Genomic DNA, 22247 nt, shown 5'->3' on the forward strand with positions numbered 1-22247 from the left:
GGTCGCCGCTAAAAATCGGCCTCTTTCGGCTGCCAGCGGCACTCATCTTCCGGCGTGGCACGCAGCAGCTGAATCCCCTCTGGCGCTTCCAGCCACGACAGGGTAATCGGCTGTTGCTGCCCCTGCTGTTGTCGATACAGCGTTGCCAGCGTGTCGCGATCGAACGCCACATTCACCTGCTGCCCCTCACAGTCACGAACCTGCGTACCGCCCTGCCAGTGCCCCTGCCGCAACAGTACCCGGCCACTCAGCAGTGCATTGCTCTGCGCCAGCATGCGCTGCGCGTCAAACCGGTACAGCTCGACGCTGTCGGCGCTGACGGCTTCACGCCGGCCAGCCAGCTGTCGCTGCATAAAATTGAGGTTGCCCTGATGGTCGAAACGCAGGGTTACGTCGTCCGGCTGCTGGCCAGTGACGTGCCGTTCCACGCTCAGCAGTTTATCCGCCTGCCAGATATAGTCGGTGGTTTCCCGGCTATCGCCATTGAAAGGGGTGTAGACAGTACGCAGATGGACGGCTTCGTGGTCGCCGTTTTTACGCCAGATTCGCACCGTGCCACGGTCAGACAGATAGCCGCTGGCGGTGAAAGCCGGAAGATCGGGAGTGGCACTGCAGCCGGTGAGTAATACCCCGAGGAGGATGGCGCAGAGGCGCTGAGGAGAGATGTTCAGCATAGCAGGCCCCGGTAACAAAAAGGGGCGAAATCGCCCCTCTTTTAAAGCTAAACCGCGATGCGGAAAACTTACTTAACAGCGTCTTTCAGTGCTTTACCAGAGACGAACGCTGGCACGTTAGCTGCAGCGATTTTGATCTCTTTGCCAGTCTGCGGGTTGCGACCGGTACGCTCAGCGCGGTGGTTCACTTTAAAAGTACCAAAACCAACCAGTTGTACAGCATCACCTTCTTTCAGAGACTCAGTGATCGCAGCCAGGGTAGATTCCAGCGCAGCTTTAGCCTGGGTTTTAGACAGGTCCGCTTTCTCTGCGATCACATCAATCAGTTGAGTCTTGTTCATAAGTTATCCTTAAAGTGTATTTATCGCTTGCTAAGCAACGAGTGCGAGGGAAAAGCCATATTCTGGCACTCTTCAGCCTGCACGCACCGATAGCCACAATTTTCAGCCCCCCAAATGTAGACCAGACAGGGGGCTGATGTGAAGCCTCCAGGCGCGGTAATTCGGGCCTGAAGTCACGTTTTCTCGCCTTATTGCTGAAAAATTATACCGATGTTACTGATTCCGGCTTCACGCAGGTCTGCACGTAGCCCTTTGATTAGCTCCAGGTCCCGTTCTTCGCACTCTGCCAGCAGGCGAAAAATCTCCCACTGCAGGTCCCATTCGTCAATTACCGCCTGGTTGTCACGCAGCTCTTCGTCGCTCATTTCGCGACCGGCCTGGGTCATTTCGAGGATGGCCACGGTGGTGATCGACGTGCGGCTGACTTCGATGGCGTGCTCCAGCGTTTCACCGCTCAGCTGCGCGTGCAGGAGTTCACTCAGCGCCACGCAGGCATCAATCGCCGGGTGCACGCCGTAAACGTCAAAGTCGTCACCGTTTGGGATCGCCGCTTCCAGTTTCTCCAGCTGGCTGTCGAAATTGATTTTGGCATCCTTCACCGTCAGGCTTTCCCACACCAGGTCGAGAATGCGGCGATAGAGCTGCGGATCGGCAAACTCGGTCTGCTGACAGAAGGCCCAGTAATTGGGGAACATCCGCTCGCACAGACAGGCCATAAAGGTCATGTGCTGCCAGCTTTCCAGCTTCGCCAGACGCAAATGGACGGGGTTCTGTAACATCAAACTTACTCTCGGTAGATTAGCTGGCGGCAGTGTACCGCAAAAGCCGCGTACAAACAGCGTTAGCGCGCATTTTGCCACTTCACAAAAGCGGGACGGCCAGACGCCACGGCATCGGCCCAGCGCGTTGGCTCCGGCAAGCGGTAGCCAGCCATGCAGGCTTCAACCCAGTGCAGTGCGCTATCGAGGCTGACGCGGTGGCCGGTTGAGACAAACAGCGGATTGCAGCGCGTCTTGCTGCGCCACACCCAGGCAATCTGCTCGCCTTTATCCATCAGCGGCTGACGACTGCCCGGTGCCGCATCCAGCTCAGCGAAACGGCCGCACAGGCGCTTTTTCGCTACGCCGATGGTTGGCACATCCAGCAGCGAGCCGAAATGCGCAGCAACGCCCAGCCGGCGCGGATGAGAGATGCCATGGCCGTCGACGAACAGCAGATCGGGCCGCTGCGACAATTGCTGCCACGCCGCCTGCAGCGCTGGAATTTCGCGAAACGAGAGAAAACCGGGGATATAAGGCATGGTGGTCGCGACACGCGCGATGCGATGCTCCACCAGCGTTAATGAAGGGTATTCGAGGATCACCAGGGCGGCGCGCGTTACCTCGCCGCCCTGTTCAAAACCGACATCGGCGCCGCCAATGAAGCGCGGCGGCAGTACGTCAAAATCATCCTGCCGCACCACGCTGGCGGCGAGCTGTACCTGTTGCTGTCGTAGTGCGGCTAAATCCATGCTTATCCCTGATGATATGGTCGTGATAGCCGATGCACCGCCTCCACAAACGCGCCAGCGTGCTCTGGCGGAACATCCTGATGAATCCCGTGACCGAGGTTGAAGACGTGGCCTTCGCCTGCGCCAAAGCCTTCCAGAATCCCTGCCACTTCCTGCTCAATTCGTGCAGGGGGTGCATACAGCATAGACGGATCCATGTTGCCCTGCAGCGCGACTTTATCGCCCACACGGCGCCGCGCTTCGCCAATATCGGTGGTCCAGTCAAGGCCCAGCGCATCACAGCCGGTGGCCGCCATCTCTTCCAGCCACTGGCCGCCGCCCTTGGTAAACAGGGTGATGGGCACGCGTCGTCCTTCGTTCTCATGCAGCACGCTGTCGACGATTTTGTGCATGTAATAGAGCGAGAACTCGCGATAGTCGCGCCCGGTCAGCACGCCGCCCCAGGTATCAAACACCATCACCGACTGCGCACCCGCTTTAATCTGCGCGTTGAGGTAAAGGATCACGCTCTCTGCCAGCTTATCCAGCAGCGCGTGCAGCGTCTGTGGCTCGGCGTACATCATCTTCTTGATTTTGGTGAAAGCCTTGCTGCTGCCGCCTTCTACCATGTAGGTTGCCAGCGTCCACGGGCTGCCGGAGAAACCGATCAGCGGCACTTCGCCCTTGAGGTTATGACGGATGGTGCGCACCGCATTCATCACGTAACCCAGCTCCTGCTCCGGATCCGGCACCGGCAGTTTATCCACATCGGCACGGCAGGCGATGGGGTGGGAGAAACGCGGGCCTTCGCCGGTCTCAAAGTAGAGCCCCAGGCCCATCGCATCCGGAATGGTCAGGATATCGCTGAAGAGGATCGCGGCATCCAGCGCATAGCGGCGCAGCGGCTGCAGGGTAACTTCGCACGCCAGCTCCGCGTTCTTACACAGCGACATAAAATCACCGGCCTCAGCGCGCGTGGCTTTGTATTCCGGCAGGTAACGCCCGGCTTGTCGCATCATCCATACCGGGGTGATATCCACCGGCTGGCGTAACAGGGCGCGCAGATAACGATCGTTCTTCAGTTCACTCATAATGGGCTCTCTCATGCTAAGGCCGGCAGTGTAGCATTTTCACGCCGCGCTGGCGCGACACAGCGCAACCGTATCTTCAATCAGCCGGCGCGCCACGGTGCCCGGCGGCGGCAACAGGGGCAGATCATCGTAGCGATACCAGCCAGCATCCAGCAGCTCTTTACCATCGTGCTGCAGCTCGCCGCCATCGTACTCCGCCATGAACGCCATCATCAGCGAGTGCGGGAACGGCCACGGCTGCGAGGTCACGTAACGCACATTTTTTACCCGCACGTTGCTCTCTTCCATCACCTCGCGGGCCACCGCCTGCTCCAGCGTTTCGCCGACTTCGACAAAACCGGCCAGCACGGTGTAGATGCTGTTGCGATGGCGCGCATGGTTTGCCAGCAGGATCTCCTCACCGCGACGAATCGCCACAATGATGCAGGGGGCGATTTGCGGATAGTAGCGCTCGCGGCAGTGGCTGCACAGGCAGGCAAATTCGCGCTTGCTGTGCTGCATTTCATGGCCGCAATAGCCGCACCAGCGATGCGAACGGTAGAACTCTGCCAGCTGCACGCCGCGCCCGGCGAGCTGAAACAGACCGACATCTTCGTCAATTAGCTGGCGCACCGAGGCCATATTGTCCGGACGCGCTTCGCATACCAGCCAGACGTTTTCGCCCTGCCACTCGCCAATCACTCTGCCGCTGCTGCCGGTCAGGCCAAACTCGCCGGATAAGCCATGCGGCAACTCGCCTTGCGGCAACCAAAGTTTCTGCGCGGAGCTGACAATCCACCAGCCAGCGTCTACGCTTGAGATCTCACGTTGCATCTTAATCGTTGTCCTTAGCGTCAAATGGCACGCTGAAATCCTGATGTTAAGTGTGTAATAAACAACTATAACTCACCTGGAGCCCCGTATGCTTACCCAGTTAGATAACCTGACCGAGCGTGTAGGTGGCGGTAATGAATTAGTCGACTCATGGTTGCGCGCCCGTCGACAGCTGCTCGTCACCTATTACGAGTTAATTGGCATGAAGCCGAACAAAGAAGCGCTGACCGCGCTGGATGAACAGGCGCTGGATGCGTTTTGCCATCGTCTGGTGGACTATCTCTCTACCGGCCACTTCAGCGTTTACGAGCGCATCATCAGCGAGATGTCCGGCGACAGCCCGATGATTGCGGCGGCGCAGATCTATCCGGCGCTGGAAGGCAATACTGAACGTCTGATGCAACTGTATGACAGCCATCTGCAACAGGCCATTAATGACGACAACTGCGTGGATTTCCAGCAGGCGCTGTCAGAAGTGGGCGAAGCGCTGGAGTCACGCTTTACGCTGGAAGACAAACTGATTCAGCTCGCCTGGGATAATCAGCTGGCGCGCCCGCCGGTAGCCAATGACAGCACCATTGCTCGTCCAGCCTGAACCGCTGCAGTTGTAAAAGACTTGTTATTCAGGAAAAGCCCTTTTATGCTGAATGGGCTTTTTTATTGTCTTTTTTAACGACAATCCACAATCAAACTTTGCGATATAAGCGCAGCGTGCAGCAGTCAGTAAAGTCGCTTATCGCGTAAAACGTAAACTTGTCGGAGTGCCCTTAGGGGCTGAGACCGTTAATTCGGGATCCGCGGAACCTGATCAGGTTAGTACCTGCGAAGGGAACAAGAGTAGATGTGATCAGCACGGTGCAGTCAGGCGCCCGCACCGTTTCTGTTACTCCTTCCGGACTCCGGACAAGCAGCTTCCCCTTGTTTTCAGGAAACTTGCTATGTCTGATGCTAAAACCTCACGTCGTGAACAACGCGCGCAGGCGCAAAAATTTATCGATTCGCTCCAGGGAACCGCCTTCCCTAACTCAAAACGTATCTGGATCAGCGGCAGCCGTGCGGATATCCGCGTCCCGATGCGCGAAATTCAGCTCAGCCCGACGCACACCGGCGGCAGCAAAGATCATCCGCAATACGCAGACAATGAACCGGTGCCGGTGTATGACACCGCCGGTGCCTATGGCGATCCCCACGCGACCATCAATGTGCATCAGGGTCTGGCAAAATTGCGCGCCGGCTGGATCGCCGAACGCAACGACAGCGAAACCATCAGCGCACTCAGCTCAAGCTACAGTCAGCAGCGGCTGGCGGATGACGGGCTGGATCATCTGCGTTTTGAACATCTGCCGCTGCCGCGCCGGGCCAAAGCGGGTCGCCGCGTCACGCAGCTGCATTATGCGCGTCAGGGCATCATCACGCCGGAGATGGAGTTCATCGCGCTGCGCGAAAACATGGGACGTGAGCGTATCCGCAGTGCAACGCTGTTGCAGCAGCACGCCGGCCACGGCTTTGGTGCGCAGCTGCCAGAGAATATCAGCGCCGAATTCGTGCGCGCTGAAGTGGCCAGCGGCCGCGCCATCATTCCTGCCAACATCAATCATCCGGAATCGGAGCCGATGATTATCGGCCGCAATTTTCTGGTGAAGGTCAACGCCAACATCGGCAACTCGGCGGTAAGTTCGTCGATTGAAGAGGAAGTGGAAAAACTGGTGTGGGCCACGCGCTGGGGGGCAGATACCGTGATGGATCTGTCGACCGGCCGCTATATCCATGAAACGCGCGAGTGGATTTTGCGCAACAGTCCGGTGCCGATCGGCACGGTGCCAATCTATCAGGCGCTGGAAAAGGTCAACGGTATTGCAGAAGATCTTAACTGGGACATTTTCCGCGATACCCTGCTGGAACAGGCTGAGCAGGGTGTTGATTACTTCACCATTCACGCGGGCGTGCTGCTGCGCTATGTGCCGATGACCGCACAACGGCTGACCGGCATCGTGTCGCGCGGCGGCTCAATCATGGCGAAGTGGTGCCTGTCACATCATCAGGAAAACTTCCTCTACCAGCATTTCCGCGAAATCTGTGAAATCTGCGCCGCCTATGATGTCGCGCTGTCGCTCGGTGATGGTTTACGTCCCGGCTCGATTCAGGACGCCAACGACGAAGCCCAGTTTGCCGAACTGCGTACCTTAGGCGAGCTGACGCAAATCGCCTGGCAATATGATGTGCAGGTCATGATTGAAGGCCCCGGTCACGTGCCGATGCAGATGATCCGCCGCAATATGACCGAGCAGCTGGAACACTGCCATGAAGCGCCGTTTTATACGCTGGGCCCGCTGACGACCGATATCGCGCCGGGCTACGATCATTTCACCTCCGGGATTGGCGCCGCCATGATCGGCTGGTTTGGCTGCGCGATGCTGTGCTACGTCACGCCGAAAGAGCACCTTGGCCTGCCGAATAAAGAGGATGTTAAGCAGGGGCTGATTACCTACAAGATCGCCGCGCACGCTGCCGATCTGGCTAAAGGCCATCCCGGCGCGCAGATCCGCGACAACGCCATGTCGAAAGCTCGCTTCGAGTTCCGCTGGGAAGATCAGTTTAATCTGGCGCTCGATCCGCATACCGCGCGGGCCTATCACGACGAAACTCTGCCGCAGGAATCCGGCAAAGTGGCCCACTTCTGTTCCATGTGCGGCCCCAAATTCTGTTCAATGAAAATCACCCAGGAAGTGCGCGAATTTGCCGCCCGCCAGCAGGCGGAAGCCCAGCCGATAGCGCTGGGCATGGCGCAAATGTCCGATGCCTTCCGTAGCCGTGGCGGCGAGCTGTATCACGCCGCCGATGCCCTGAAAGAGGAAAAATGATGACTGAAGCCTTCCCTGCCACCGCGCCAAAACTGGGGCTCTATCCGGTTGTCGACAGCGTGTTGTGGATTGAACGCCTGCTGGCAGCCGGCGTGCGCACCCTCCAGCTGCGCATCAAAGATGGCGATGATCGCCAGATTGAAGCCGCAGTACGCGATGCCATCGCCCTGGGCAAACAGTACGGCGCGCGGCTGTTTATCAACGATTACTGGCGCTTAGCGATTAAGTACAACGCTTATGGTGTGCATCTTGGTCAGGAGGATCTGGATGTGGCCGACCTGGACGCTATCCGCCACGCCGGCTTACGCCTGGGTCTGTCGACACACGATGACGCCGAGCTGGATCGCGCGCTGGCGCTGCGTCCGTCCTATATTGCGCTCGGCCACATCTTTCCGACACAAACCAAAGAGATGCCCTCTGCGCCGCAGGGCATAGCCGAGCTGAAGCGCCATCTGGCGCGGCTGCAGCACATTCCCACCGTAGCGATTGGCGGCATTTCGCTGGCACGCGTGCCGGAGGTGCTGGCGACCGGCGTCGGCAGCATTGCCGTGGTCAGCGCGATTATCCAGGCGGAAGACTGGCAGGCGGCGACCCGCCAGCTGCTGGCGCTGGTAGAATCCCCAGAGCATGTCGCAAAAGCGTTGTAACTGACTGCAACGGCGCTAAAAATCCGCGAATACGGCGCGCAAACGGCAGCAGTCAGGGCTGGCGCGACCGGGGACAATCGCTAAAGTGAGCCTGCCCGCTGTCGCTTGCAGCGGGCCAGGGCTGGCTTCCCCGACTCTCTGTCCGGCCCTGCCTTTCCACCGTTATTCTGTCAGGGAGGTAGTATGGCGCGTTTCCGCACTGCAGGCCTGCATGGCACGCTCCACGGCTGCGCCGAGGCTGGCAATCGCCTGCTCGGTTTGCTCATTCATTGGCAGACCATAATTGAGGCGCAGGCAGTTGCGATATTTACCCGCCGCCGAAAACAACGAACCGACCGCCACCTGGATTTTCAGCTCCCGCAGTTCCGCATTCAGCCGCACCGCATCGAAGGCTTCCGGCAGCTCAATCCACATCAGGAAACTGCCCTGCGGCCGCGAGACGCAAATACCGCAGGGAAAATAGTGGCGCACCCAGCAGCTAAACGTCTCATAGTTACGCTGATACACATGGCGCATGCGGCGCAAATGCGGCAGGTAATGGCCCTGACGAATAAACTCTGCGACCGCATACTGCGGCTGCGTTGCCGTCGAACCGGTGCCAATATATTTCATGTGCAGTACGCGATCGCGATAGCGTCCCGGCGCGACCCAGCCCACGCGCAAGCCGGGCGCCAGGGTTTTGGAAAACGAGCTGCACAGCAGCACGCGGCCATCCATATCCAGCGATTTGATGGTGATCGGACGCGGATACTCCCACGCCAGCTCGCCGTAAACATCATCTTCAATGATCGCCGCGTCAAAGCGCTGCGCCAGCGTCAGCAGCGCGCGCTTACGCGCTTCCGGCATGATAAATCCAAGCGGATTATTACAGTTGGGTACCACCACCACCGCTTTGATTGGCCACTGCTCAAACGCCAGCTCCAGCGCCTCAAGACTGATCCCGCTGACCGCATCGGTAGGGATTTCAATGGCGCGGATGCCCAGACCGCGCAGTGTCTGCATGGTGCCGTGAAACGCTGGCGACTCGACGGCAATGATATCGCCTGGCTCGCACACGGCGCGAATCGACACCGACAGCGCTTCATGGCAACCGGTAGTGATGACAATATCTTCCGCCGTCAGCTGACAGCCGCTGTCAATTGTCAGCCGCGCAATCTGCTCGCGCAGCGCTGCCACGCCGAGCAGGCTGTCGTAGTTGAGCTGATCAATGTCCTGCTTCTGCGCCATGCGGCCCATGATTTTCCACAGCGGCTTGAGCGTCGGCTGGGTCAGGTCCGGCATGCCGCTGCCCAGCTGCAGCACGTCGCCATTAATGCGGCTGCTCAGCAGCTCCAGCACCGATTCCCACTGGGTGATCTCAACCGGACGCTGTATGGGTCGGGTCATCGCGGGCACCGGCGGCGTGGCTTTACGGGTAGCGACAAAATAGCCGGAACGCGGCTGCGGCACGATAAGCTGCTTCTCTTCCAGCAGATGATAAGCCTGCTGCACGGTGCTGATGCTGACACCGTGCTCAATGCTGAGCGTACGCACCGAGGGCAAGCGTTCGCCGCTGCGATACAGCCCCTGCTCAATACGGTCTGAAAGCAGACAGGCCAGATGTTGATAGCGCGTCATTGTGTGCCTCGCTGCGTTAACGGTGATCAAAAATCAGTACAGATGACGCCTATTTCTACCATTCAGATCGGTACGGGCGCAATCTGTATGTTAAAGATAAGTGATTTTTGAATCTGTATTGCATTCGCCATCAGAGGGAAAATGTTGTTCAGACATCATACTGAGGGCTGGGATTATGGAATTCGATCAGAACCGGGCGGCAAAACCGTTCAGCGTGACCTTACTCGATATCTTCCGTGGCGGCGTGCGCGCAATCAAACGCTGGCAGGCCAGGCGGGAAACGCGGGAGATTCTTTCGCACCTGAGTGATGCGCAGCTACGTGACATCGGGCTGACGCGTCAGGATATCAATCAGAAATAACGCGGTTTTCAGACGAAAAAAAACCCTGCCGAGGCAGGGTTTTTTCATGGTCAGCAGAGCAGACGATTATTCGTCGTCGCTACCGCCCAGACCGGCGTTCAGCAGCTCAGCGAGGCTGGCAGAGGCTTCATCCGCAGTCACCTGCGGTGCAACCGGTGCTTCACCCGCCTGACGGCGACGCATACGATCCTGGTGGTAAGCATAACCGGTACCGGCCGGGATCAGACGACCCACGATAACGTTCTCTTTCAGGCCGCGCAGTTCGTCGCGCTTGCCGGCTACCGCTGCTTCGGTCAGGACACGGGTGGTCTCCTGGAACGATGCCGCAGAGATGAACGATTCGGTTGCCAGCGAGGCTTTGGTGATACCCAGCAGGTCACGCATGTACGTCGCGCCGATTTTGCCGTTCGCTTCCAGATCGCGGTTGGAGATCTTGATACGAGAGACTTCCGCCTGCTCGCCTTCCAGGAACTCCGAGCTACCCGCGTTCAGGATGGTTGCTTTACGCAGCATCTGACGCACGATGACTTCGATGTGCTTATCGTTAATCTTAACGCCCTGCAGGCGGTAAACTTCCTGCACTTCGTTAGTGATGTAACGGGTCACAGCATGGACGCCACGCAGACGCAGGATGTCGTGCGGAGACTCTGGGCCGTCGGATACGACGTCACCACGTTCTACACGTTCACCTTCGAATACGTTGAGCTGACGCCATTTCGGAATCATCTCTTCATACGGATCGCTACCGTCAACCGGGGTGATCACCAGACGACGCTTGCCTTTGGTCTCTTTACCGAAGGAGATGATACCGCTGATCTCCGCCAGGATAGCTGGCTCTTTCGGACGACGCGCTTCGAACAGGTCGGCAACGCGCGGCAGACCACCGGTGATGTCCTTGGTACCGCCAGATTCCTGCGGAACACGCGCCAGGGTATCACCCGAGCTGATCTTCACGCCATCTTCCAGCTGCACAATCGCTTTACCTGGCAGGAAGTACTGTGCCGGCATGTCGGTGCCCGGGATCAATACGTCGTTGCCGTTGGCATCAACGATTTTCAGTGCCGGACGCAGGTCTTTACCGCCCGCAGTACGCTCTGCAGAATCCAGTACCACCAGCGATGACAGACCAGTGAGGTCGTCAGTCTGACGGGTAATGGTCTGACCGTCGATCATGTCGGTGAAGCGGATGAAACCGCCCACTTCGGTGATAACCGGCATGGTGTGTGGATCCCAGTTTGCAACGGTTTCGCCCGCAGCAACCTGCTCGCCATCACCTTTCGCCATGACCGCACCGTAAGGCACTTTATAGCTCTCTTTGGTACGACCGAACTCGTCGATCATCTTCAGCTCAACGTTACGCGAGACGATAACCAGTTTCCCGGAGGAGTTGGTTACTGACTTGGCGTTGGTTAGCTTGATAGTACCTTTGTTCTTCACCTGAATGCTGGATTCAGCTGCCGCACGCGATGCCGCACCACCGATGTGGAAGGTACGCATGGTCAGCTGGGTACCCGGCTCACCGATGGACTGTGCTGCGATAACGCCGATGGCCTCACCTTTGTTGATGATGTGACCACGTGCCAGATCGCGACCGTAGCAGTGTGCACACACACCGAAGTCGGTTTCACAGCTCACCACGGAACGCACTTTAATCGCGTCCACGGAGTTCAGTTCAACCACGTCACACCAGTGCTCATCGATCAGGGTGTTACGCGGGATCAGGATGTCCGCAGTGCCCGGCTTCAGCACGTCTTCTGCCGTCACACGACCCAATACACGCTCACGCAGTGGCTCTTTAACATCGCCACCTTCGATGACCGGGGTCATCATGATGCCTTCGAATGTGCCACAGTCGTCTTCGGTAACCACCAGGTCCTGCGCCACGTCAACCAGACGACGGGTCAGGTAACCGGAGTTCGCCGTTTTCAGTGCGGTATCGGCCAGACCTTTACGCGCACCGTGGGTCGAGATGAAGTACTGGAGTACGTTCAGACCTTCACGGAAGTTCGCGGTGATCGGCGTCTCGATGATGGAGCCATCTGGCTTCGCCATCAGACCACGCATACCTGCCAGCTGACGAATCTGTGCCGCAGAACCACGCGCACCGGAGTCGGCCATCATGTAGATGCTGTTGAACGAAACCTGCTGCTCTTCTTCGCCGTGACGGTTGATCACGGTTTCGGTCTGCAGGTTATCCATCATCGCTTTGGATACGCGTTCGTTAGCCGCAGCCCAGATATCGATGACTTTGTTGTAACGTTCGCCCGCGGTAACCAGACCAGACTGGAACTGCTCCTGGATCTCGGCCACTTCCGCTTCGGCTTCTGCAATGATTTCTGCTTTCTTGGCAGGAATCACCATGTCGTCGATACCGACTGAGGCACCTGAACGGGCTGCATAGGCAAAGCCGGTGTACATGGTCTGGTCAGCAAAGATAACGGTCGGCTTCAGGCCCAGGATGCGGTAACAGGTGTTCAGCATCTTAGAAATCGCTTTCTTACCCAGCGCCTGGTTGACGATGGAGTAAGGCAGACCTTTCGGTACGATCATCCACAGGATCGCACGACCAATGGTGGTGTCGATCAGGCTGGTTTTCGCAACGAGCTCTTCCTGCTCATTTTTGCTGTATTCAGTGATACGCACTTTAACGCGTGCATGCAGCTCGGCCTGGCCAGCGCGGTAAACACGCTCAGCTTCTTTCGGGCCGGTCAGTACCATGCCTTCGCCTTTGGCGTTCACTTTGTCACGGGTCATGTAGTACAGACCCAGAACAACGTCCTGTGAAGGAACGATGATTGGCTCGCCGTTCGCTGGAGACAGAATGTTGTTGGTAGACATCATCAGCGCACGCGCTTCCAGCTGGGCTTCCAGCGTCAGCGGTACGTGAACAGCCATCTGGTCACCATCGAAGTCGGCGTTATACGCCGCACACACCAGCGGGTGCAGCTGGATCGCTTTACCTTCGATCAGAACCGGTTCAAACGCCTGGATACCCAGACGGTGCAGGGTTGGTGCACGGTTCAGCAGTACCGGGTGTTCGCGAATCACTTCATCCAGGATATCCCAGACCACCGCTTCTTCGCGCTCAACCATTTTCTTGGCCGCTTTAATGGTGGTCGCGAGGCCACGCAGTTCCAGCTTGCCGTAGATGAACGGTTTGAACAGTTCCAGTGCCATTTTCTTCGGCAGACCGCACTGATGCAGACGCAGGTATGGACCGACGGTGATAACCGAACGACCGGAGTAGTCAACACGTTTACCCAGCAGGTTCTGACGGAAACGACCCTGCTTACCTTTGATCATGTCGGCCAAAGATTTCAGAGGACGTTTGTTAGAGCCGGTGATGGCACGACCGCGACGGCCGTTATCCAGCAGGGCATCTACCGCTTCCTGCAGCATACGTTTTTCGTTACGTACGATGATATCTGGCGCAGCCAGATCCAGCAGACGCTTCAGACGGTTGTTACGGTTGATCACGCGACGATACAGATCGTTCAGATCCGACGTAGCGAAACGACCGCCGTCCAGCGGTACCAGCGGACGCAGATCTGGCGGCAGCACCGGCAGAACGGTCAGGATCATCCACTCTGGCTTGTTGCCAGACTGCACGAACGCTTCCAGCAGCTTGATACGCTTGGTCAGCTTTTTACGTTTGGTCTCAGAGTTGGTTTCGTTCAGCTCTTCACGCAGCTGCTCGCACTCCTGCTCCAGATCCATATTTTTCAGCAGCGCCTGGATAGCTTCCGCACCCATCTTCGCGTCGAATTCGTCACCGAACTCTTCCAGCGCGTCAAGGTACTGCTCTTCAGTCAGAATCTGACGTTTTTCCAGGTTGGTCATGCCGCCTTCGACCACAACATAAGATTCGAAGTACAGCACGCGCTCGATATCACGCAGCGGCATATCCAGCAGCAAACCGATGCGGGATGGCAGTGATTTCAGGAACCAGATGTGCGCGGTCGGCGAAGCCAGCTCGATGTGGCCCATACGCTCACGACGCACTTTGGTCTGCGTGACTTCAACGCCACACTTCTCACAGATCACGCCACGGTGTTTCAGACGCTTGTACTTACCGCACAGGCATTCGTAATCTTTTACCGGTCCGAAAATACGGGCACAGAAAAGACCGTCACGCTCCGGCTTGAAGGTACGGTAGTTAATGGTTTCCGGCTTTTTAACTTCACCGAAAGACCAGGAACGGATCATGTCTGGCGAGGCCAGCGCAATTTTGATCGCATCAAACTCTTCGGTTTTAGTTTGCGCTTTCAGAAACTTAAGTAAGTCTTTCACGGATTAGCTCCCGTCGGAGTGGAACTCTCAGGGACGCGCCAGGCGCGTCCCATAACCAGTACTTGCGAGTGCTTACTCGTCTTCCAGCTCGATGTTGATACCCAGCGAGCGAATCTCTTTCAACAGTACGTTGAAGGATTCCGGCATGCCCGGTTCCATCTGATGGTTGCCGTCAACGATGTTTTTATACATCTTGGTACGGCCGTTGACGTCATCAGACTTAACGGTAAGCATTTCCTGCAGGGTATACGCGGCACCGTATGCTTCCAGTGCCCACACTTCCATCTCACCGAAGCGCTGACCACCGAACTGCGCCTTACCACCCAGCGGCTGCTGCGTAACCAGGCTGTAAGAGCCGGTAGAACGGGCGTGCATCTTGTCGTCGACCAGGTGGTTCAGTTTCAGCATGTACATGTAACCTACGGTTACCTGACGCTCAAACTGCTCACCGGTACGGCCGTCGAACAGGGTGATCTGACCGGAAGAAGGCAGACCGCCGAGCTGCAGCAGCTCTTTGATTTCGCTCTCTTTCGCACCGTCGAACACTGGCGTCGCGATTGGCATACCTTTTTTCAGGTTCTCTGCCAGACGCAGCACTTCATCGTCCGAGAAGGTGTTCAGGTCAACTTTCTGACGCACATCGGTGCCCAGATCGTAAGCACGCTGGATAAACTCACGCAGTTTGGCGACTTCTTCCTGCTTCTTCAGCATCGCATTGATCTTCTCACCAATGCCTTTCGCCGCCATACCCAGGTGGGTTTCCAGAATCTGACCGATGTTCATACGCGATGGTACGCCCAGCGGGTTCAGTACGATGTCGACCGGCGTACCGTTCTCATCGTATGGCATGTCTTCGATTGGGTTGATCTTGGAGATAACACCTTTGTTACCGTGACGACCCGCCATTTTGTCACCAGGCTGAATCTGACGCTTAACGGCCAGATACACCTTGACGATTTTCAGCACGCCCGGTGCCAGATCGTCGCCCTGGGTGATCTTGCGACGCTTCGCTTCGAGTTTCTTCTCAAACTCGTGCTTCAGCTCGTCATACTGCTCAGCCAGCTGCTCCAGCGCGTTCTGCTTCTCTTCGTCGGTCAGACCGAGTTCCAGCCAGCGCTCACGTGGCAGCTTGTCCAGTTTCTCCGCTTCCACGCCACCTGAAATCAGGACGGCCTGGATACGGCTGAACAGGCCCGCTTCGAGGATCTGCAGTTCTTCAGACAGGTCTTTTTTCGCCTGCTTCAGCTGCATCTCTTCGATTTCCAGCGCGCGCTTGTCTTTTTCCACGCCATCGCGGGTGAAGACCTGTACGTCGATAACCGTACCGGAAACGCCGTTCGGCACGCGCAGTGACGAGTCTTTCACGTCAGAGGCTTTTTCACCGAAGATTGCACGCAGCAGTTTCTCTTCTGGCGTCAGCTGGGTTTCACCTTTCGGCGTCACCTTGCCTACCAGAATGTCGCCACCGGTCACTTCCGCACCGATATACACGATGCCGGATTCATCCAGTTTGGAGAGCGCAGCTTCACCCACGTTCGGGATGTCAGCGGTGATCTCTTCCGGCCCCAGTTTGGTGTCACGCGACACGCAAGCCAGTTCCTGAATGTGGATGGTGGTGAAACGGTCTTCCTGTACGACACGCTCAGAAACGAGGATGGAGTCTTCGAAGTTGTAACCGTTCCATGGCATGAACGCCACGCGCATGTTCTGACCCAGCGCCAGCTCACCGAGGTCGGTAGACGGGCCGTCAGCCAGCACGTCGCCACGCTCGATAGGTTCACCCAGAGAAACACACGGCATCTGGTTGATGCAGGTGTTCTGGTTAGAACGGGTGTACTTGGTCAGGTTGTAGATGTCGATACCTGCTTCGCCCGGATACATCTCGTCTTCGTTAACTTTGATAACGATACGTGACGCATCGACGTACTGCACGGTACCACCACGTTTCGCGACGGCAGTTACACCGGAGTCGACCGCAACAGCACGTTCCATACCGGTACCAACCAGCGGCTTGTCAGCACGCAGGGTAGGTACAGCCTGACGTTGCATGTTCGCACCCATCAGGGCGCGGTTAGCATCATCGTGCTCCAGGAATGGAATCAGGGACGCACCGACAGAAACCACCTGCTGAGTGGAAACGTCCATGTAGTCAACCTGATCGCGGCTGAACAGGCTCGATTCACCTTTGCTACGGCAGGTGACGAGATCGTCAACAAAGCTGCCGTCATCGGCGAGGTTGGTGTTCGCCTGAGCGATAACGTAGTTACCCTCTTCGATTGCAGAGAGGTAATGAATTTCATCACTCACTTTACCGTCAACCACGCGGCGGTACGGCGTTTCGAGGAAGCCGTATTCGTTCGTCTGCGCGTAAACAGAGAGTGAGTTGATCAGACCGATGTTCGGACCTTCCGGGGTTTCGATTGGACATACGCGACCGTAGTGAGTCGGGTGTACGTCACGCACTTCGAAGCCGGCGCGTTCACGGGTCAGACCGCCTGGGCCCAGAGCAGAGATACGACGTTTGTGCGTAATCTCAGACAGCGGGTTGTTCTGGTCCATAAACTGGGACAGCTGACTGGAACCAAAGAACTCTTTCACCGCGGCCGAAATTGGCTTGGCGTTGATCATGTCCTGTGGCATCAGCGTGTCGAGGTCGCCCAGAGACAGACGCTCTTTCACAGCACGCTCTACGCGCACCAGGCCAACGCGGAACTGGTTTTCCGCCATTTCGCCGACCGAACGGATACGACGGTTGCCGAGGTGGTCGATATCATCCACTTCGCCAATACCGTTACGGATACCGATGAGCTTCTTCATCACTTCGATGATGTCGTCTTTGCTCAGGATACCGGAACCTTCGATCTCGTCACGCAGCAGAGAACGGTTGAACTTCATGCGGCCAACGGCCGACAGATCGTAACGATCTTCAGAGAAGAACAGGTTCTCGAACAGGTTTTCTGCGGCTTCACGCGTTGGCGGCTCGCCAGGACGCATCATGCGGTAGATCTCAACCAGCGCGCTCAGGCGATCGTTGGTTGGGTCAACGCGCAGCGTCTCAGAAATGTACGGGCCGTGATCCAGGTCGTTGGTGAACAGGGTTTCGATGCGTTTGTGACCGGACTGGCTCAGTTTCGCCAGCAGATCCAGTGACAGCTCCATGTTCGCCGGCACGATCAGCTCACCGGTGTTCAGATCGATGTAATCTTTCGCGACCACTTTGCCCGCGATGTACTCGACCGGCACTTCGATGTGCTGAATGTTGTCTTTTTCCAGCTGACGGATGTGGCGCGCAGTGATGCGACGACCTTTCTCAACGTAGACCGTGCCGTTGGCTTCGATATCGAAGGAGGCGGTTTCACCACGCAGGCGCTCAGGCACCAGTTCCATCTGCAGTTTGTTGTCGCGGATTTCAAAGACCACTTTTTCGAAGAACAGATCGAGAATCTGCTCAGTGGTGTAATCCAGCGCGCGCAGGATGATACTGGCCGGCAGCTTACGACGACGGTCAATACGGACGAACAGGTTGTCTTTCGGGTCAAACTCGAAGTCGAGCCATGAACCGCGGTAAGGGATGATACGTGCGTTATACAGCACTTTACCGGAAGAGTGCGTTTTACCCTTATCGCTGTCAAAGAATACGCCAGGACTACGATGCAGCTGAGAAACGATAACACGCTCAGTACCGTTGATGACAAAGGTACCGTTGTCGGTCATGAGCGGAATTTCGCCCATGTACACTTCTTGTTCTTTGATGTCTTTTACGGTGCCTTCCGGCGCTTCGCGCTCGTAGATCACCAGACGCAGTTTAACGCGCAGCGGTGCGGAGTACGTCACGCCACGGATCTGACATTCTGTCACGTCAAACACCGGCTCACCCAGACGGTAGCTGACATACTGCAACTCAGAGTTGCCGCTGTAGCTCGCGATTGGGAACACGGAACGGAAGGCTGCTTCCAGACCGTACTGGCCTTCTGGATCTTGCTCGATAAACTTCTGGAACGAGTCAAGCTGGATAGAAAGGAGATAAGGCACATCCAGTACTTGTGGACGTTTACCAAAATCCTTACGAATACGTTTTTTCTCGGTATAGGAGTAAACCATAGGGTTCCTCAGCTAGCTGACAAGTCGACCCACGCTGTCCGTCCTGAAGGGACAGTTCATGCAACACTATTTTGTTTTTCATGCGATGCGCGGCACCCCATGCAATACATCTTTCTATCACTCTTAAATCATTTCATCGCCGTTGCGCAGGCAGGGAACCCTCACAGGAAAGCGGTATATTAAGTCGTCGATAGAAAAAGATATTGAAGAGGAACAATGGACAAACAGTGCGAAACGCCATCGTTCCCCTGTAGCGCAAAAAGGCTGGTGACCAAAAAGTCACCAGCCATCAGTCTGTTTACGCAGACTGCAACCCGAGGGTTGTCTTACTTAACTTCAACTTCAGCGCCAGCTTCTTTCAGAGCAGCTTCAAGTGCAGCTGCGTCGTCTTTGCTGATGCCTTCTTTGATTGCAGCTGGAGCAGCTTCAACCAGGTCTTTAGCTTCTTTCAGGCCCAGACCAGTTGCGCCACGAACGGCTTTGATTACAGCAACTTTGTTCGCGCCAGCAGCTTTCAGGATAACGTCGAATTCAGTTTTCTCTTCAACAGCTTCAGCCGGGCCAGCAGCAACAGCGACAGCAGCAGCAGCAGAAACGCCGAATTTTTCTTCCATAGCAGAAACCAGCTCAACTACTTCCATTACGGACATAGCTGCAACGGCTTCCAGGATTTGATCTTTAGTGATAGACATGACAATTGTTCCTAAGAATCAGTAAAAGTTTATACGTTAGCAAGTACGAAGAAAAAGAATCTGGCCTTAAGCCGCTTCTTTCGCGTCGCGAACAGCAGCCAGAGTGCGGACCAGCTTGCCAGCAGCAGCTTCTTTCATGGTCGACATCAGACGTGCCAGTGCTTCTTCGTAAGTCGGCAGCGTTGCCAGACGGTCAATTTGTGCCGCCGGGATCAGCTCACCTTCAAAGGCTGCAGCTTTGACCTCAAAGTTTGCATTCGCTTTCGCGAACTCTTTGAACAGACGAGCAGCAGCGCCCGGGTGTTCCATAGAGTATGCAATCAGGGTCGGACCAACAAACGTGTCTTTCAGGCACTCGAATGGAGTACCTTCAACGACGCGGCGCAGCAGGGTGTTACGAACAACACGCATGTAGACGCCAGCTTCACGACCTGCTTTACGCAGTTCAGTCATTTTATCAACGGTAACGCCACGGGAATCCGCAACAACCGCTGAAAGCGCGCCTTTGGCTACTTCGCTAACTTCAGCAACAATTGCTTGTTTGCCTTGAAGATTTAATGCCATTAGCTTTGCTCCTGGATTTGACCGGGAAAATTTCCCGGAACTCACTTCACTTACACACCCGAAGGCCGTAAGCGCGTTACACGGTGAGCAGAATCCAGTGAAGAAAAAATTCTTTTTGGTTCTGTCACCGTCTACGCAGGATATTAAGCATCACTTCCGAAGAGGTTCTGCTCCTGCGGTCTTGGACGGAGGCCAGGATCAGGCCTGGCTCCAACCTTAGTCGCTGAATGACAAGGTGTTTAGACCTGTGCACTCCGCGACTATGAATTTGGGTTCTGAATTGACGGATCAACCAGAACAACGGGCGTAAGATTCTAGATGAATTTTTCGCCCGTTACAAGCAGCAATTAGTTTGCTGCTGCGTTCAGACCAGCCTGGTCAACGGCAACGCCGGCGCCCATGGTGGTAGAAATGCTGACTTTCTTGATGTACACGCCTTTCGCCTGAGCAGGTTTAGCTTTTTTCAGCGCAACCAGCAGAGATTCCAGGTTTTCTTTCAGTTTGTCAGCATCGAAGTCCACTTTACCGATGGTGGTGTGGATGATGCCGTTTTTGTCGTTACGGTAACGAACCTGACCCGCTTTAGCGTTTTTCACAGCTTCAGCAACGTTAGGAGTTACGGTACCAACTTTCGGGTTTGGCATCAGACCACGTGGGCCCAGAACCTGGCCCAGCTGGCCAACAACGCGCATTGCATCCGGAGAAGCAATAACAACGTCAAAGTTCATTTCGCCTTTCTTGATCTGATCAGCCAGGTCTTCCATACCTACCAGCTCAGCGCCAGCTGCTTTAGCAGCTTCAGCGTTTGCGCCCTGGGTAAAGACGGCAACACGTACTGAACGACCAGTACCGTGTGGCAGAACGGTCGCGCCGCGTACGTTCTGGTCAGATTTACGTGCATCGATGCCGAGGTTAACAGCAACGTCCACGCTCTCTACGAATTTAGCGGTAGCCAGTTCTTTCAGCAGAGCAACAGCTTCGTTGATGTCATACTGTTTAGTCGCATCAACTTTGTCACGGATCACGCGCATGCGCTTGGTCAGCTTAGCCATTTCTTAGTCCTCCACTACCAGGCCCATGGAACGAGCAGTACCTTCGATAGAGCGAGTCATCGCTTCTACGTCAGCACCAGTCATGTCCGCAGCTTTGGTTTCTGCGATTTCACGTACCTGAGCACGAGTTACTTTACCGACTTTATCTTTGTTCGGCTTACCAGAACCAGACTTGATGCCTGCTGCTTTTTTCAGCAGAACGGCAGCCGGAGGCGTTTTGGTAACGAAGGTGAAAGAACGGTCGCTGTATACGGTGATAACTACTGGAGTAGGCAGACCCTTTTCCAGTGATTCTGTTTTGGCGTTGAACGCTTTACAGAATTCCATGATGTTAACACCCTGCTGACCCAGAGCCGGACCAACTGGTGGGCTCGGGTTAGCCATACCAGCTGCAACCTGCAGCTTGACGTAGGCTTGTACTTTCTTGGCCATGATATTTCCTCTATTGGGTATAGCGCCTGGCGAACAGGCTCCCCGTGATAACGATTTACACGCTGTTGCCAGCGCATAAAAACAAAAGGCGCGAAATTATAGGTAAATTTCGCGCCTTCCGCAAGAGCTAAAAAGTGAACAAAAGGCTTAGCCTTTCTCCACCTGAGCAAAGTCGAGTTCAACCGGCGTTGCACGGCCGAAGATAGAAACAGAAACCTTCAGGCGGCTCTTCTCGTAATCCACTTCTTCGACCACACCGTTGAAGTCGGCAAACGGGCCGTCGTTGACACGCACCATCTCGCCTGGCTCGAACAGCGTTTTCGGACGCGGCTTATCACCCACCTGCTGCAGGCGGTTCATGATCGCATCCACTTCTTTATCACTGATCGGTGCCGGACGGTCAGAGGTACCACCAATGAAGCCCATTACACGCGGTACACTGCGCACTAAGTGCCAGCTGGCGTCATTCATCACCATCTGGACCAGTACGTAACCAGGGAAGAATTTGCGTTCGCTTTTGCGACGCTGGCCGCCACGGATTTCCACGACTTCTTCAGTCGGCACCATGACTTCGCCAAACAGTTCTTCCATGTTGTGCAGTTTGATATGCTCTTGCAGCGACTTGGCTACGCGGGCTTCAAAACCGGAAAACGCCTGAACGACGTACCAGCGTTTTTTTGGAGCTTCAGACATCTCAGAACCTCAGGCCAGTGATAAACGATACCAGACGGACCAGAATACCATCCAGCCCCCACAAAATCAGTGACATCACGGCAGTGACCGCGGCAACGATTAACGTGGTGTGCAATGTTTCCTGGCGAGTTGGCCAGATGACCTTACGCATTTCGGTTCTTGCTTCACGTGCAAAAGCCACGGTTGCTTTGCCTTTGGTAGTCAGCAACGCAATGCCGCCCGCCGCAGCGATCAACACCACAACAGCCAGCGCGCGTAAGGGCAGTGTCACATCGCGATACAGGTAGTTACCGACGATTGCTACCAGCAGCAATGCGATCACAACTACCCACTTTACCGCTTCCAGGCCGCGCCCGCTCCCTTGAGCTTCGGTATTCGCACTCATAAACCAACCTGCCACAATAATTCAGAAACTATTCTGCCCCGCAGAGCGAGGCATCCAAACCGAATGCGCTTTTGGGCATAACTCGGTATCCAGCGCCGTAATACAGAGCCTGTCTCAGCAATGATTATGATCGAAAATCACTGA

At 56.0% G+C, this 22247-nt stretch carries 19 protein-coding genes and 1 riboswitch; of the genes, 4 read left to right on the forward strand and 15 right to left on the reverse strand.

Annotation, left to right across the window (positions count from 1 at the left end):
• Nucleotides 1–8: 8 nt before the first annotated feature.
• The 6 genes from C1N84_RS17470 to nudC form a co-directional block, all read right to left on the reverse strand.
• Complete coding sequence (locus C1N84_RS17470) at nucleotides 9–674, reverse strand: DUF1481 domain-containing protein (RefSeq protein ID WP_021508194.1); 666 nt, start codon at nucleotides 672–674, stop codon at nucleotides 9–11.
• 68 nt (nucleotides 675–742) lie between these two features.
• The gene (gene hupA / locus C1N84_RS17475; protein WP_006121511.1) at nucleotides 743–1015 is read right to left on the reverse strand and encodes a nucleoid-associated protein HU-alpha; all 273 of its coding nucleotides are present in this window, start codon (nucleotides 1013–1015) and stop codon (nucleotides 743–745) included.
• A gap of 188 nt (nucleotides 1016–1203) precedes the next feature.
• A complete protein-coding gene (locus tag C1N84_RS17480; RefSeq protein ID WP_031279834.1) occupies nucleotides 1204–1794 on the reverse strand; it encodes a YjaG family protein in 591 nt (196 codons plus the stop codon).
• 62 nt (nucleotides 1795–1856) lie between these two features.
• Nucleotides 1857–2525 carry a deoxyribonuclease V gene (nfi, locus tag C1N84_RS17485; protein ID WP_058781855.1) on the reverse strand — a complete coding sequence of 223 codons (669 nt, stop codon included), beginning with the start codon at nucleotides 2523–2525 and terminating at the stop codon, nucleotides 1857–1859.
• Nucleotides 2526–2527: 2 nt separating this feature from the next.
• Nucleotides 2528–3595, reverse strand: a complete 1068-nt coding sequence (hemE, locus tag C1N84_RS17490; protein WP_058769978.1) for a uroporphyrinogen decarboxylase — start codon at nucleotides 3593–3595, stop codon at nucleotides 2528–2530.
• Between the two features lie 39 nt (nucleotides 3596–3634).
• Entirely contained in the window at nucleotides 3635–4408 is a 774-nt protein-coding gene (gene nudC / locus C1N84_RS17495) for an NAD(+) diphosphatase (protein ID WP_021508198.1), read from the reverse strand.
• Between the two features lie 88 nt (nucleotides 4409–4496).
• On the opposite strand from nudC, the gene C1N84_RS17500 reads away from it, so the two are divergent.
• The 3 genes from C1N84_RS17500 to thiE all read left to right on the forward strand — a co-directional run bounded on the left by C1N84_RS17500 (nucleotide 4497) and on the right by thiE (nucleotide 7916).
• Entirely contained in the window at nucleotides 4497–5003 is a 507-nt protein-coding gene (locus C1N84_RS17500; protein WP_021508199.1) for an Rsd/AlgQ family anti-sigma factor, read from the forward strand.
• A 152-nt stretch (nucleotides 5004–5155) separates the two neighbouring features.
• Nucleotides 5156–5256, forward strand: a riboswitch (TPP riboswitch).
• Between the two features lie 90 nt (nucleotides 5257–5346).
• Entirely contained in the window at nucleotides 5347–7269 is a 1923-nt protein-coding gene (thiC, locus tag C1N84_RS17505; RefSeq protein WP_264241105.1) for a phosphomethylpyrimidine synthase ThiC, read from the forward strand.
• A complete protein-coding gene (gene thiE / locus C1N84_RS17510; protein WP_264443779.1) occupies nucleotides 7269–7916 on the forward strand; it encodes a thiamine phosphate synthase in 648 nt (215 codons plus the stop codon). Before thiC ends, thiE begins: the two co-directional genes overlap by 1 nt.
• Nucleotides 7917–8078: 162 nt before the next feature.
• Here the strand turns inward: thiE and C1N84_RS17515 are convergent, their stop codons facing one another.
• On the reverse strand, nucleotides 8079–9533 hold the full coding sequence (locus C1N84_RS17515) for an aminotransferase-like domain-containing protein (RefSeq protein ID WP_264441765.1): 1455 nt from the start codon (nucleotides 9531–9533) through the stop codon (nucleotides 8079–8081).
• Nucleotides 9534–9708: 175 nt separating this feature from the next.
• On the opposite strand from C1N84_RS17515, the gene C1N84_RS17520 reads away from it, so the two are divergent.
• Nucleotides 9709–9894 (forward strand): DUF1127 domain-containing protein, encoded by a 186-nt coding sequence (locus C1N84_RS17520; protein WP_058769981.1) that lies wholly within the window; start codon nucleotides 9709–9711, stop codon nucleotides 9892–9894.
• Between the two features lie 66 nt (nucleotides 9895–9960).
• Here C1N84_RS17520 and rpoC read toward each other — a convergent pair whose 3' ends face one another.
• From rpoC to secE, 8 genes are all read right to left on the reverse strand, one after another.
• A complete protein-coding gene (gene rpoC / locus C1N84_RS17525) occupies nucleotides 9961–14184 on the reverse strand; it encodes a DNA-directed RNA polymerase subunit beta' (RefSeq protein WP_058758899.1) in 4224 nt (1407 codons plus the stop codon).
• Between the two features lie 72 nt (nucleotides 14185–14256).
• Nucleotides 14257–18285, reverse strand: coding sequence for a DNA-directed RNA polymerase subunit beta (gene rpoB / locus C1N84_RS17530; RefSeq protein ID WP_021508205.1), 4029 nt, complete (start codon nucleotides 18283–18285; stop codon nucleotides 14257–14259).
• A 326-nt stretch (nucleotides 18286–18611) separates the two neighbouring features.
• Complete coding sequence (rplL, locus tag C1N84_RS17535; protein ID WP_021508206.1) at nucleotides 18612–18977, reverse strand: 50S ribosomal protein L7/L12; 366 nt, start codon at nucleotides 18975–18977, stop codon at nucleotides 18612–18614.
• A 66-nt stretch (nucleotides 18978–19043) separates the two neighbouring features.
• The gene (rplJ, locus tag C1N84_RS17540) at nucleotides 19044–19541 is read right to left on the reverse strand and encodes a 50S ribosomal protein L10 (RefSeq protein ID WP_021508207.1); all 498 of its coding nucleotides are present in this window, start codon (nucleotides 19539–19541) and stop codon (nucleotides 19044–19046) included.
• Nucleotides 19542–19888: 347 nt separating this feature from the next.
• Nucleotides 19889–20593, reverse strand: coding sequence for a 50S ribosomal protein L1 (gene rplA / locus C1N84_RS17545; protein ID WP_021508208.1), 705 nt, complete (start codon nucleotides 20591–20593; stop codon nucleotides 19889–19891).
• A gap of 3 nt (nucleotides 20594–20596) precedes the next feature.
• Entirely contained in the window at nucleotides 20597–21025 is a 429-nt protein-coding gene (rplK, locus tag C1N84_RS17550) for a 50S ribosomal protein L11 (protein WP_013507401.1), read from the reverse strand.
• Nucleotides 21026–21172: 147 nt separating this feature from the next.
• Nucleotides 21173–21718, reverse strand: coding sequence for a transcription termination/antitermination protein NusG (gene nusG, locus C1N84_RS17555; RefSeq protein ID WP_010616908.1), 546 nt, complete (start codon nucleotides 21716–21718; stop codon nucleotides 21173–21175).
• A gap of 1 nt (nucleotide 21719) precedes the next feature.
• On the reverse strand, nucleotides 21720–22103 hold the full coding sequence (secE, locus tag C1N84_RS17560; protein ID WP_021508209.1) for a preprotein translocase subunit SecE: 384 nt from the start codon (nucleotides 22101–22103) through the stop codon (nucleotides 21720–21722).
• Nucleotides 22104–22247 lie beyond the last annotated feature (144 nt).

It is taken from the genome of Pantoea sp. SGAir0418, from assembly GCF_043529865.1.

What these genes read in the sequence shown, in the direction of transcription:
- nusG (WP_010616908.1), bottom strand. Translation starts at nt 21,718, where the DNA reads ATGTCTGAAGCTCCAAAAAAACGCTGGTACGTCGTTCAGGCGTTTTCC.
- C1N84_RS17520 (WP_058769981.1), top strand. Translation starts at nt 9,709, where the DNA reads ATGGAATTCGATCAGAACCGGGCGGCAAAACCGTTCAGCGTGACCTTA.
- C1N84_RS17500 (WP_021508199.1), top strand. Translation starts at nt 4,497, where the DNA reads ATGCTTACCCAGTTAGATAACCTGACCGAGCGTGTAGGTGGCGGTAAT.
- rplK (WP_013507401.1), bottom strand. Translation starts at nt 21,025, where the DNA reads ATGGCCAAGAAAGTACAAGCCTACGTCAAGCTGCAGGTTGCAGCTGGT.
- C1N84_RS17515 (WP_264441765.1), bottom strand. Translation starts at nt 9,533, where the DNA reads ATGACGCGCTATCAACATCTGGCCTGTCTGCTTTCAGACCGTATTGAG.
- rplL (WP_021508206.1), bottom strand. Translation starts at nt 18,977, where the DNA reads ATGTCTATCACTAAAGATCAAATCCTGGAAGCCGTTGCAGCTATGTCC.
- nfi (WP_058781855.1), bottom strand. Translation starts at nt 2,525, where the DNA reads ATGGATTTAGCCGCACTACGACAGCAACAGGTACAGCTCGCCGCCAGC.
- thiE (WP_264443779.1), top strand. Translation starts at nt 7,269, where the DNA reads ATGACTGAAGCCTTCCCTGCCACCGCGCCAAAACTGGGGCTCTATCCG.
- rpoB (WP_021508205.1), bottom strand. Translation starts at nt 18,285, where the DNA reads ATGGTTTACTCCTATACCGAGAAAAAACGTATTCGTAAGGATTTTGGT.
- nudC (WP_021508198.1), bottom strand. Translation starts at nt 4,408, where the DNA reads ATGCAACGTGAGATCTCAAGCGTAGACGCTGGCTGGTGGATTGTCAGC.
- C1N84_RS17470 (WP_021508194.1), bottom strand. Translation starts at nt 674, where the DNA reads ATGCTGAACATCTCTCCTCAGCGCCTCTGCGCCATCCTCCTCGGGGTA.
- C1N84_RS17480 (WP_031279834.1), bottom strand. Translation starts at nt 1,794, where the DNA reads ATGTTACAGAACCCCGTCCATTTGCGTCTGGCGAAGCTGGAAAGCTGG.
- secE (WP_021508209.1), bottom strand. Translation starts at nt 22,103, where the DNA reads ATGAGTGCGAATACCGAAGCTCAAGGGAGCGGGCGCGGCCTGGAAGCG.
- hemE (WP_058769978.1), bottom strand. Translation starts at nt 3,595, where the DNA reads ATGAGTGAACTGAAGAACGATCGTTATCTGCGCGCCCTGTTACGCCAG.
- hupA (WP_006121511.1), bottom strand. Translation starts at nt 1,015, where the DNA reads ATGAACAAGACTCAACTGATTGATGTGATCGCAGAGAAAGCGGACCTG.
- rplA (WP_021508208.1), bottom strand. Translation starts at nt 20,593, where the DNA reads ATGGCTAAGCTGACCAAGCGCATGCGCGTGATCCGTGACAAAGTTGAT.
- rplJ (WP_021508207.1), bottom strand. Translation starts at nt 19,541, where the DNA reads ATGGCATTAAATCTTCAAGGCAAACAAGCAATTGTTGCTGAAGTTAGC.
- thiC (WP_264241105.1), top strand. Translation starts at nt 5,347, where the DNA reads ATGTCTGATGCTAAAACCTCACGTCGTGAACAACGCGCGCAGGCGCAA.